The 13,522-nt window shown below is 44.0% G+C and carries 6 protein-coding genes; 3 read left to right on the top strand and 3 right to left on the bottom strand.

The features are described from left to right. Positions 1–12 precede the first annotated feature (12 nt). Both WC496_08110 and WC496_08105 read right to left on the bottom strand, forming a co-directional pair. Positions 13–2,919 carry a DUF4861 family protein gene (locus tag WC496_08110; GenBank protein MFA5292981.1) on the bottom strand — a complete coding sequence of 969 codons (2,907 nt, stop codon included), beginning with the start codon at positions 2,917–2,919 and terminating at the stop codon, positions 13–15. 187 nt (positions 2,920–3,106) lie between these two features. Then, positions 3,107–5,629: a glycosyl hydrolase family 28-related protein gene (locus WC496_08105; protein ID MFA5292980.1), complete on the bottom strand. Its 2,523-nt coding sequence runs from the start codon at positions 5,627–5,629 to the stop codon at positions 3,107–3,109. Between the two features lie 285 nt (positions 5,630–5,914). On the opposite strand from WC496_08105, the gene WC496_08100 reads away from it, so the two are divergent. From WC496_08100 to WC496_08090, 3 genes are all read left to right on the top strand, one after another. Further along, the gene (locus WC496_08100; GenBank protein MFA5292979.1) at positions 5,915–7,879 is read left to right on the top strand and encodes a sialate O-acetylesterase; all 1,965 of its coding nucleotides are present in this window, start codon (positions 5,915–5,917) and stop codon (positions 7,877–7,879) included. A 40-nt stretch (positions 7,880–7,919) separates the two neighbouring features. After that, positions 7,920–11,027, top strand: a complete 3,108-nt coding sequence (locus WC496_08095; protein ID MFA5292978.1) for a hypothetical protein — start codon at positions 7,920–7,922, stop codon at positions 11,025–11,027. Between the two features lie 66 nt (positions 11,028–11,093). Continuing rightward, positions 11,094–11,894, top strand: a complete 801-nt coding sequence (locus WC496_08090) for a platelet-activating factor acetylhydrolase IB subunit (protein MFA5292977.1) — start codon at positions 11,094–11,096, stop codon at positions 11,892–11,894. A gap of 102 nt (positions 11,895–11,996) precedes the next feature. Here the strand turns inward: WC496_08090 and WC496_08085 are convergent, their stop codons facing one another. After that, positions 11,997–13,289, bottom strand: a complete 1,293-nt coding sequence (locus tag WC496_08085) for an ATP-binding protein (GenBank protein MFA5292976.1) — start codon at positions 13,287–13,289, stop codon at positions 11,997–11,999. Positions 13,290–13,522 lie beyond the last annotated feature (233 nt).

Genomic DNA, 13,522 nt, shown 5'->3' with positions numbered 1-13,522 from the left:
TGCAGCCTGATTTTATTGTGAAATTATCTTTGAGCCGGATTTGATGATGACAGGATTTGCCTTCGAAGCGGCCAGTCTGTCTACATAAGAATAAAAATCCTCATCGCTATCTATCGACTGTTCTTTTTCACCATTATAAGTGGCAAATGAGTAATAAGTAATATGTTCTGCGAGTTTAAAAACAGCCTCGAATTCAACGTCGCTGCTCTTTAATTCCTTTAGTTGTCCTCTTTCCCATAATAATCCTAATCCCATTTTCTCGGTACTTTTTTTGGCTAATTTTTTGTTAGCATCCGCAAAAACCTGCTTCCCAAATGTCGCCACGTAGTCAAATTTGCCTTTGTTATTCAATGCATCTTTCATTGTAACATCATTCATATCGGAATGATTAGTCAGAGCCGCAAGAAGCTGACATTTACCGCCTTTTGTGATTGTTACATCGTGCATCATCGCATGCTGCCCGGCCCAGATGGCTATATCCCAGGTCATATCATATTTCTTTCCCTCATAGTCGATCCCTTTATATATCATTCGATAGCTGCTGAATATCGGCCCCATATTGCCGACCACTATTTCGCCATAATCAGCGGATGACGGACTAAATCGTTTATTGTCAATACCGACTCCCAGCCCGCCTGCGCCTAAAGCGATACCGTTATGCAGGATATCTCTGCCCCACGGCTGCATAGTATGATGGCTTTTTTTCGCCGTATGTGCATCGCCTATAAAAGCCTGATTCGTCTTGCCATACGCATCGATAGCTCCGCGATTATCCCAGTACAAACGATACCCGATTTTGTCGCTCTCTATCAAAGGCCCTTCAAAACGGTAATCAGAGCTTTTCTTATCACCGCGTCTCACCATTATTTTTTTCGATATGAAACATCCCTCATCGACCAGCTTACCGCTGCCCATTGCTTCGGGTAACAGAGCACGAACAGATAATTCAGCGTGCGTCATCTTTGCCGATACCTGGTCGTTCGCAGTTGCATTTTCTATTCTCACGGTAACAGTCTCTTCGGCATCCAAATCGACAAGAAAAACCACCGCGTCATTTATCCCGTCGAAATCGAAATCGGCAAGCTGGCAAGGCAGTACTCGTTCTTCCCGCTTCACGCTGTACGATGCCGAATCGATTCCCTTTAGTTCACCGAATGGGATTGTTATTAATTCATTTTTTCTGCTTACTTTAAGCGGATTTTCCAAAACAAACTCAACAGTGTCGCCCTTCCTGAAATCTGTAAACTCCACTGTCCTGACAAATTCAGACAGTTTTTCAAAATCCGCTGTGAAAAAGTATTTTTGCAGAACAGCACGTTTCTCAGGTCTGTCTCTGAGTTTTGAGTCTATCATCCAAAACAGCTTTTCTTTGAGCTTGGCCCCGTCTGAATATTTCTGCCATACTGAAGCCGGCGATGCTATTTCACTCATATTCGCATCGACCAGACCTCTGGCCCGGCACACTGCGTATAAATCGTATGCCTGACGCCATGATTTTTTGGCTTGTTGCGTAAATGCCTTATTGATACCGCTCCATCCTGCTTTGTCTGTATCAAGCAGCGGCCGCTCATCACTGCCGTATTTCAGCAGTGACACAAAACAATCCGTTTGCCTGTCACCGTCAAAATCCCATTCAATCAAGTCAAAAAAACCGTTGCCGTTTGTATCTCTATAATGCACTACTTCTCCGACTTTTTCCGGAGTTTTTGCCGATGTCGCCTGGCCCGCATTGATTCCGTTATGATACTGGGCATTGCTGTCAACTGTCCATGCTCCCCACTCAGCTCCATATAAATGTACTCTGCCATCCCATGGGCTGAAATAAAGCTGTCCTTTTCCGCTGTTATCGGAGTCGAATTCCCCCCGATCGCCAAGTATATCGCTTTGGATATGGTGAGATAAACCGCCGACTCTTAGCGTGTAAGGGTCTCTGGGCTGATACATTTCAACCCGCTCCCACCTGTGATCGTCATCATCTTCATCAAAAACAAACCAGCAGGTTTTCCAATCCGTATTAAAAGTCGCCTCGAAACACTCATTATGTTCAATGTACGATAATTCATCAATAGTACGCCATTCCTGATGCTGAAAATACGGCAGCGCCCAATCGGAAGCTTTCAATCCCGGTATGGAGTGAAATTTCGAACTATAATCCAGTTCTCCACCAGTGAAATATAAAGTAAAGTCATAATCTGTTTCATTACCTGCCTGGCTGTCATTATCAATGTCAAAACCGATGTGCACATCATTGATTGTTCCATCAGGAGGAAGTTTGTCCGTCATTCTAATACACATTTCACTACAGCCGTCGTCATCAAAATCATAAAACGCAAAAGGATTTTCCCAGTTATATTGAATGTTTTTCAACGCATGCGGAGCTACATGTGTTTTGATGAAAAGCGAATTGCCGTTGTAATCAGGGAAAAACTGTGCCCCCTGATTTGCCCAACTTTCGAGAGTGAATGTTCGCCAGTCAATATAATGCATCACTCCGTCACCATCGACGTCCTCGAACGCCATAAAAACCGCTTTCCCGCCTGTGTTTTTGCCTTGATTCGGGACAGGATTTCTCACATAAAACTGCCAGTCTGCCCGCCCATCCTTGTTCGTATCGACCCACTTTACCGTAACATCAGATGACCCGTCATAAAACCCGTCATCATCCATATCGATTTGCAGACAATCTCCTGTCATGTCTCCATTTGTGTCAGATGCCGACATATTGCCGTTTTCGTCAAACCATCGCACCCTTTTCCCATTACAGTACCGCTCGATAATATCGATGTTGCCGTCTCCGGTAATATCGGTACGAAGAATCTCATCCTGCCCGGCCAGTTGGCTCTTCACCTTCGAATCTCCGGAAATTGCCGCACTGTTTACAATAAAAACCATTGTCAACGTGACAAATAGATACTTCATCGAAGACCCTTCCAATTTGAAGCTTAGTGTTCATACAATGTACCTGAGTATATGTAAGATTTCATGTGAATAAAGAAAAAAACTTGTTATTGCGAATTACAACAAGCAAGGCTGGATAAAATGTTATCCTGCTATTTATGCTTTAATTTACATTGTTCAGGCATTAAACACGAGGAAGGCAAACTAATTACGGCTGCAGCCATTGTTCCGCAAGGACTTTCAAATCTAACATATCCACGAAGTTATCGCCGCCGTTAGCCGGCGTTATGTCGGCAGAAGGAACACCGGGCAACTGATGCCATTGAATGGCTAAAGTCGCAAAGTCTTCAAAATCTACTATTCCATCACCATTAAAATCCGCATTGGGATTGCAGTCGACCATAATTTCCTGTGAATAATTTGATTCATTATTGGTCTCATCGACGGCGGTTACTGCGTAATAGCAGATTTCACCGTCTGTATCGTAATCAATATATGCGCTGTCTGCGACATCGGTGGCAATCCACATATAAGGCCCCCCGGAAGATAACGCACGGTACACATTATAATGCGACAAATAAATCTCCTGATTATCATTCCAATCAAGAACCACCGTTCCATCATTGACATCGGCATTTAAGTTTGTCGGCGCCGCCGGCACTGTAATACTGCCGAGGCCCCCGGTGACATATCCGCCATTGCCCCTTACTACCGAATGGCTGCCCGGCACATAAACCGAACCGAGAAATTGGTTAGCCGAGAAAATCAGGTAATCAACATTGCCGGATGTCATCAAAAAAACAGGTACTGTTCCCTGGGCGGATGTGCAGCCTTCAATTGTAATACCATGGGCATTCTTAATGTTTATAGTGGTGGGGTTGGTACGAAATACACAGGCCTTAATCTGCACGTTGGCATTTTGCGTAGCAGCATAGTCAAAATCAATCGCGATTTTATTAATATCCATATAACAGTTATAAATCAGGGTACTGGCAGGATTTGATGACGGATTTACGAATCGGATTCCTGCCTCATAGCTACGGTCAATGTGCGTGTTCAATATCTGATTTCCGCCGGGGCCGCTTATTTGTACTCCGGAACCGTCATCTCCGCATGCAACATAACTGGAATTTATTATATTACCGGTACCGGTAATTATCACCTGCCATCCATCGGCACCTAAGATGCAGTTTGCGATTAAATTATTATCGCCGCCTAAATAAATCCCGTCTCCTGTTACAGTATTTATGTTTACACGGTCTATCACAAAATTCGTTGCCTTATCCAGATACAAGGCACATCCAACAGTATAGGGACCGGTACTTGAAGTACCATAAAGGCACATATTTGCTATCGTAACATCGCTGACAGCGGATGGAGTATTGAACATAGATGTCAGGTTCGCACGGACCTGTATACGAGTATGATAATTCAGTGACTTACCGTCACCCAAAAGTGTGATTCCGCTTTTGGTAAGATTAATGGTTGAATAAATCGCATATTTGCCCTTTGGAAAATAAACCACATCGCCCGGCTGTGCCGCGTTTATGGCGTTCTGAATATTAGGGGCATCATCATGCGTCCCGTTACCGACTGTCCCGTAATCTTTGACATTTATTACATTGGGATTAAGAGGATCGACGAAGTTCCTGCTTTCAGCTTCAAATAACGGCGGCCACATAGCAACAGAAAACTTGTTGTTAACAGAACACGAATTAGAGCCTGTCATTGCCTGACTGCTCCCGGCAAACCAGTTATCGACCGCTGAAATATAATCCACATCACCGGTCATATAAATATTTTGCCCCAGCGAAGGATTGGCCGTTTTAAACTTGTTTTCAACCAGACTGATATGGTTGGCATTTTTCAGATACACGTCCGCAGATGAATTGTTCTCGAACTCACAATTCTGAATGGTTGCATAAGTTTGAAAAGCGCTTGTGTAATTAAAATATACCCCGTACGTGTTATTCCTGAATCTGCTGTTTACAACGGATATAAAGTTATTACTGCCGCCGGGTGTTTGCACAATTAAACCATATACACAATTTTCAACGATGCAATCCCGATATACATTGCCTGAGTTCTCGTCTTCATAAAGGCCCAGCCCGCCATTGACATAAAGCCCCTTTATAAAAGAATCGCTTGATCCCAACCGAAGGGCATAATTATTCCCGGTAATGTATATCTCCGAATCTATGAACCAGTTAACCCAGCTTGGCCCGGTACCTGAGCTGCGCGACCAGATTCCGCCGCCGTTAATATTGAAGATTTTCACCGAACCGATTCGGCTGGCAAGAAAGTCTGCCAAATCCAATGCCCAGGTAACGCTGTAACCCTGATTGGCTGAACCGTCAAAAGTTAAATCATCAATGGCCAGATACGAACCTTGGTCCTGAAGTGTTTGAATCATCGCTGACAGGTTGCCGCCGGCTTTTATAATGCTCCCCCCGACGCTGCCCTGTGAATCGCCTAATAAGGAAACACGAGCCTTCAACTGCAGAGTGCTTGTGATTCGATATGTTCCGTATGGAACAAATACCACCCCTGTCCCCGCCGCAGATACCGCGTTTATCGCGGCCTGAATTGCCGAGGTGTCATCCGCTATGCCGTCACCTGCCGCGCCATAGTCCCTGACATTGAAATAAGCATAATCCGAAGCATGCACTTCCGTATAGAGGAATACGGTAATAACCAGTAAAATATAGAATTTAAGATGTTTTGAAAACATAGCCACCGATTTTTAAAGTATACCTTTTATAGCATCAATTGTCAATGATATTAGTCTTTTACATTAATCCATATTATCGCCGGCATCTTTACATCTGCAGCAGACAGAAATTTTTTGATATGTTCCGTATCGAAAGTAAATTTTTCCCGACGAATAATTTACCTCTTGAAACAGCATCAATATCTTCAGGATACCGTGTTTTTTATAGACAGTTTGGGGACTATATATTAGAATATGCGAAAATTATTTCCTGATATCGAAAGTATTGTCTCGGAAGATTTTATTATGGGAAAAAAGTCAATCTCTGTAAGTTGTTTTTTTATAATAATCCTGCTCGTATCCTCCGCTTATTCCGATATTAAACCTGCGGCTATTTTTTGTGACCACATGGTACTTCAGCAGAAAAGTGATGCGCCGATATGGGGCTGGTCTTCGCCGGGTGAAAAAATAACTGTTCAAGCAAGCTGGTTGAAGGATAGCGTATCCGCTGTTGCCGACAAACATGGCAGCTGGAAGCTTGAAATCAGAACCCCCGACGCGGGAGGACCATATAATATTAAAATCAGCGGGCAAAACGAGATTATTCTGTCAGATGTTTTAATCGGCGAGGTTTGGCTCTGTTCCGGACAGTCAAATATGGTGATTCCTTTGGATTGGCTCGGCACGGAAAAAAGCAAAAAAGATATCGAAGAAGCAAATAACCCGCAAATAAGAATTTTCGATATAAAGGACAGATTTTCAATTTACGAAGAAAAGGATTGTATAGGGTCGTGGAACGCCTGGCTGCCCGCAACAAGTGACAATATAAAATTATTCTCTGCGGTCGGATATTATTTCGGCGAAAGGCTTCAGGAAGAACTGAATGTTCCAATCGGACTTATCTCTTCGCACTGGGGCGGAACTGCTGCCGAGTCATGGATGGACCTCGATACAATCAAAAAGTTTCAGAGACTGAAAAAGTCGGCCGAAATTATTTCCCGCGCCAGAGACAGGAACGAACCCCCTGACGACGCCTTTAGGAAAGTGGCGGATGACTGGCTTAAAAAAGTTAACGTTCAGGACGATGGAATAAAACACAAATGGTTCGAAAAGGATATGAATGACGCCGATTGGCCGCAAATGAACCAGCCTTCGCGGTGGAGCGGGACTTCTCTTAATGGCGTGTATGGAATCGTCTGGTTCAGAAAAGAATTTGCTTTGCCGACAACTGCCTCGCCGCAAAATATGGTTTTGGATTTGGGAAATATAGACGACATCGACAGCGTCTGGATTAACAATAATTATATCAGCACCACCATAGGATACAGTACAAGAAGAACATATAAAATACCTGCCGCGTTTCTGAATGAAGGCAGGAATGTAATTGCCGTTCGTATAATTAACACCGGCGGTGACGGCGGGTTTGCCGCAGCAAAAGAAAATCTTAAAATCACTTCTGCCGGCAAAGAAACATACTCTCTGGCAGGACAGTGGAGGTACAAAACCTCCAATCCGAAAACTGACTGGCAGACGCCGCAGTTTACAGTTATTAATCAAAGTTCCCCTACCGCGTTGTTTAACACGATGATTGCGCCGCTCATACCTTTCAGAATAGCGGGTGTGATATGGTATCAGGGAGAAAGTAATGTTTTATTTCCAATTGAATACAGAACATTATTTCCTGCGATGATTAAAAACTGGCGAAACAGATGGCAACAGGGAGCTTTCCCGTTTTATTATGTTCAGATTGCACCGTGTAATTATGGCGATAATGCTTACAGCCAGGCCCTGCGCGAGGCGCAAATGATGACTCTTTCTGAGCCGAATACGGGAATGGCCGTTACGATGGATATAGGAGAGGAAAAAAATATTCATCCGAGAAACAAATATGACGTCGGCGACAGGCTTGCGAAATGGGCTCTCAGCAAAGACTATGGCAGAACAGATATTGTTTTTTCAGGACCGTTATACAAAAAAATGAAAATCGAAGGGAATTCGATTCGGTTGTTTTTCGATTATACACACGGCGGATTGATTGCCGAAGGTAATGAGTTGACGGACTTTACAATCGCCGGAAAAGACAGGAATTTTTTGCCCGCTAAGGCTGTCATCGACGGAGAAACTGTCGTCGTGTCAAGCCCACGGGTAGAAAAACCGGTTGCTGTTCGATTTGCATGGAGTAATTATGCCCAGCCAAATCTTTTCAATACGGCATCTCTGCCGGCATCGTCTTTTAGAACAGATAACTGGCCCCTGGCAGTTCCCCATTAAACAATTAAAATCTGCCCACCTCGGTAAAAGGTAAAAATATATGGGAAATGAAATAAACTGGTTCGAAAATTTCAAAAAACCCCCGATAGATTTTCGTCCTGTTGTATTCTGGAGCTGGAATGAAGCCATGCAGCCGGATGAAGTCAGACGGCAGGTAAGGCTTTTAGCCCGGGGCGGTATGGGCGGAGGATTCATTCACTCCCGTATCGGTTTGCTTACAGAATATCTGGGCGATAAATGGTTTACTGCAGTAGACGCCGCTCTCGACGAAGCTCAAAAATGCGGCATTCTTATGTATCTTTATGATGAAGATAAATGGCCCAGCGGATTTGCCGGAGGCAAAGTGCCTCTTGCAGACAAAAATTTCAGAATGAAAACTCTTCTGGCTCGCCCGGCCTCTGATAACGCACCGGCCGACTGCGAGCCTATCGGCCCTGTTTTCGGCGATTTGATGGTTTACAAATATACTTCGCCGCTTGGGCACTCCTGGTTCAACGGCACCTGCTACGTTGATACAATGAGCCAGGAAGCTATGAAATGTTTCATTGAAAACGGTTATAAACCATATTTTGATCGCTATTCTAAATTCTATGGAAATTTGATTCCTGCCGAATTCACTGACGAGCCCTGCGTCTGTTTTCGAGGCAGACTGCCGGCCGGCTCAGTGCCTTTTACAGATGCTGTGATTGAAACGTTTAAAGATATGAACGGCTACGATCCTCTTTCCAGACTGGATTTGCTTTTCCGTGACGAACCCGGTGCGGCCGAATTTCGCCTGGATTACTTCCGCACAATCAATCATCTCTTTGAACAAAATTTTTCAAAACAGATAGGCGACTGGTGCCGCAGTCACAATTTGGCGTGGACAGGTCATTATATGTGCGAACACGATCTTTTGCATCAGCAGCTTTGGGGCGTAAAGATTATGCCAAACTATCGACATCAGGATTATCCCGGAATAGACCACCTCGGCAGACAAATCGATGAAAGAATCGCAGCCAAGCAATGTCAAAGCGCCGTTAACCAATTCGGAAAAAAAAGAATGCTTTCCGAGCTTTTCGGCTGCAGCGGCCAGAATGTCAGTTTCGAAGATCGTTTCTGGATTGCCGCCCAGCAGATTTGTCTCGGTGTCAATTTCCTCAATCCTCATCTTTCGCTTTATACGATGGCCGGTTGCCGCAAACGCGATTACCCTCCCAATATTTTTTATCAGCAGCCATGGTGGCCTGCAAACATCGCAATCGACGAACCGCTCTCTCGTCTGTGTTTTGCTATGAGCCGTGGAAAATATGTACCGGAATTTTTGCTTCTGCACCCACAGGAATCGACCTTCGTTTTATCGCAGGCACGAACCGACCGGCCGGCACAAATAGACCATAACGTCCCGTGGGATTTCGAGCCGCTAATCGAAAAAAACACAAATGAAATAAAAAATATAGATTCCAATTTCAAACAGGTCGTCGATTCTTTGCTCACTTCGCAGCGTACTTTCGATATTGGCGACGAAACTATAATTGCCGAAAATGCACTTATAGACCCTCAAACCGCATCCCCGGCAATTGTAATTGGCCGGATGCGGTATCAATGCATCATTATTCCCAACATGACCACAATTGCAAAATCCACTTTTGACTTGCTGCGCAAATTTCATGCCAAAGGCGGCAAAATCGTCCGATACTCAAAAACAACAAAGCTGCTCGATGGCAAATATTCATCCGAGCTTGAGGCATGGCTGCAAAATATCCCAGAAATTTCAAAACCTGATCTCTGCCGACAATGCCCTCCTCTGGTCAAAGTAATATCGGAAAAAGATACTTCCCTGCTCTGGGTACACCTCCGTGATCTTGAAGACGGGACGCGTCTGGCGTATCTGGCAAACTTAAACAGATTGGCTGCTATTGACTGCCGTATCGAATTGGCTGGTAATTGGCAAAGTGCCCGACTTCTGGATTTCTGGACAGGCGATTGCAAACCAGTTACAGGACATACCGACAAGGATGCGTTTATAATTGATGCCCATTTCGAACCTGCCGAAGTGTTGCTTTTAAACCTTTCGCCTTTGCCCCAATCCCTCAAGTCAAACATCGAACCGGTAGTTACAAGGCAAATCCAGTTAGACTCGATCAACTGGCAGGTTACTCGCCTTGATGACAACTCTATGCCTCTGGATTGCGCTCTTTATCGTACAGAAGCTGATTGGTCCCAAACGCCCCTGCCGCTTACGGCTATTCAGAAACTTATGAACGAAACCCGTTATACGGGTCCGCTGACACTCAAGTACACATTCAATGCTGACAAAGAAAAACTCACCGGCCGCAAGCTTCATCTCATTATCGAGCACCCGGAATATTGCAGTATCTGCATTAATGATATAGAGGCAGTTTACAATGGTTTGCCGTACTGGAAAGATCCGCGATGGCTGCCAATTGATATCGCTAAGCAAATATGCCGGGGCAAAAATGAAATTAAGCTGCATTATAATAATTTCAGATTTGGCGACTTGAGCAGTACCGAGGATATGTGGGCACGTTACGGAACGGAAATCGAACCGATTTATATCATCGGCGATTTTAGCATTGAGGCCCGGATAGATATAAACGCAGCCGTATCACAGGATCCTTTTAAAACAAATATTCATAAACTCACCGCCGGCTCAGCAATGCTCACAGCCCCGAAGTCAATTGAAACCGGAGATTTTACATTGCAGGGCTTGCCATTTTATTCCGGCCGTATCAGCCTTAAGGGCATGCTTGATAATATTAATTTTCCTGAAAATGCTCGCGTCTTCCTGCGTATTAACACATTTAACGCTCCTGTGATTGAAATCAAACTCGATGGCATACACGCAGGCTATATCATCGGCAGACAATCTAAAATCTTAATTACGCAGGAAATGCAAAACGCCAGGGAAATTGAATTGATCCTTTATGGTTCATTGTGTAATTTACTTGGCCCGCATCATCATCCTCAAGGTGAACCGATATGGGTTACTCCTGAGCATTTCGTACCGCATTTCAACGAACCGGATTTCCGCAAAGCTGTTGAACAGTGGCTTTCCGGTGATTTACAGCCGTTGGACTGGCAAAACGATTATTACCTGTTAAAATTCGGTAATCTGAATGGTTTGCGTTTTGAAATAGAAACATGATTTCTCTTTGAAAGATGTGTCAAAACCATAAAACGTAAAGTTATCTATTTTTTAGGAGTATTTGTTGTGAAAAAGTTATTTTTCCTGGCGTTAATCATTACAGCAATTTTATACGGCAATACCTGTCAGGCTGGTTTATTTGGTCGGACAAAAGCTAATCCCTGTGATGTAAAAATCGGCTCGCATGCCGCGGTTACTCCGGAATCGAGAGCCAAAAAAAAGGACTGGTGGCTGCCGCGCCATCAGGCTGTCATTGACAGGGTCAGGCAGGGAAATGTTGATTTGATAATAATTGGCGATTCAATCACACAAGGCTGGGGAGGGGTCGGCAAAAAAGTGTGGGATAAGTATTATGCAGGTCGCAATGCTGTTAATATGGGCTTTAACGGAGACTGCACTCAGCACGTTCTATGGCGGCTGCAAAACGGTGAAATCGATGGTATCAACCCGAAACTCGCGGTAATATTGATTGGAATAAATAACGACGTAGATTCATCGGCTGAACAAATCGCCGACGGCATTAAGGCTGTCGTTTGTCAACTGAGAACAAAACTGCCGGAGACTAAGGTTTTAGTGCTGGGAATTTTCCCGAGAGGCTATGGGAAACAAATGAGAAACAAAAAATCCGATGCCACAATGAATCTGATGTGGGAAAAGAACGATCAGGCAAACAAACTCGCCTCGAAAATCGCCGATAATAAAATGATATTTTATTTGAATATAAATAAAAAGTTTTTAAACAAAAAGGGCGTGCTTACCAGGGAGATAATGCCCGACCTGGTGCACCCGAACGAAAAGGGTTATCAGATATGGGCCGAGGCTGTGGAGCCGACGATTGTGAAACTTATGGGCGAGAAAAAGAAATAACCTTATTTAATTACCGAATTTATCATAATTAAGGACAGCCCATTTCAGAACAAAAGAAGAATATAAAACAGAGTGAAAAGATGGGGGTTTTTAGAGGTATCCTTAGTTATTTAGCCGAATGACGGCTACTTCATTTTCGCATAACTCCTCGGCAGCCTTGTCCTCGTTCATAATTGCCATATCAGGGTTTGCTCCTGCGTGTGCCATATTTTCTAAATTTATAAGATGCAAAAAATCCTGCTGCCCAAGCATCCTCTGCTGCGAAGTCAGCAATTCAGTATTAAGCACAATCGTAAATACCGAACCTTTGCCGGCCGCGCTTTTTAGACTCAATTTTCCGCCAAGTATTTCTGTAAGCTGTTTTGTTATTGCAAGTCCCAGCCCTGTTCCGCCATATTTTCTCGCTGTGCCGGCATCGACCTGCGTAAAAGCGTTAAATATTATCGCCTGTTTGTCATGCGGTATTCCTATGCCCGTATCCTCAACATCAAAAACCAATTCCGCTTTGTCCCCTGCCCGCTGATACCGCAGATATAAATATACGTGCCCCCGCTCGGTAAACTTTATCGCATTACTCAAGAGATTGATAAGGCACTGCCTAAGCCTGGCAGGGTCGGTTTTAATTCTTTCCGGCAGAGATGTCTGAGGGATAACCTTAAAATCAAGCTGCTTCTGCCTTGCCAAATGGCCCATAAGAGCCGCAATGGCAATTATCAGGTCGTCCAGCGAAAATTCCATAATATCCATATCAAGTATGCCCGACTCTATTTTAGAAAAATCGAGAATGTCATTTATAATCTCAAGCAGATTTTCCGAACTCTGTTTGATAATGCCTACATATTCAGCCTGCTCGGCAGTCAACTGCTGCTCCGACAGGATTTCACTAAACCCGATTATGGCATTCATCGGAGTACGTATTTCATGGCTCATATGTGCGAGAAACTCGCCTTTGGCGTGGTTTGCCTTGTCTGCCTGTTCAGCCATCTGTTTGGCCTGCTTGCGGGCATTTTCAAGGTCTTCCTCAATCAGTTTTTTCTCTGTAATATCCTCGCCTGCGGCCAGCATACCGGTAACTTTTCCGCTGTCATCGCAAATCGGCATATTGTGCCAGGCGATAATCCGCTGTTTTCCATCTAAGGCAACTATGGGATTTTCATGATATGTAATAGTTCCTGTCTGACTGGCGATAAGCTGTTGATGAAATTGTCTGATGGCCGGCCTTATTTCTTCCGGCAGGAAATTTTCAAACCAGTTTTTGCCGATTATCTGGTCCCGTCCGCACCGGAGCAACTGACAGGTCTTTTTATTGGCGACCATTATGTTGCCGTCAATATCCAGTGCAACAAATATCACAGGTGCAAAATCAAGGTACTGCTGCGGCTCTATACGACTCATAAAAAAGTACCTTTTGCAAAATTATTTTTGGTAATATCTCCCTGATATAACTGTCTGTATTATCGGCAAATAAGGGCCTTCGATAAATTTATATTGTAAAAAAATGTGTAATTTTACTGTCTAATAATATTCTTAAACCTCTATCTTATTTGGAAAAAGGATTTTATCAGACCTTTACTGTCTGTTTTGTCTCTCGGCATTTAGCGTAATAAAAAAATAATGGAACTCATCCA

The organism is Phycisphaerae bacterium (genome assembly GCA_041652575.1).
In the GTDB taxonomy this organism is placed as follows: Bacteria; Planctomycetota; Phycisphaerae; order Sedimentisphaerales; family UBA12454; genus UBA12454.
The sequence above is the reverse complement of the archived record's forward strand: the minus strand, read 5'-3'. Positions and strand labels throughout refer to the sequence as shown.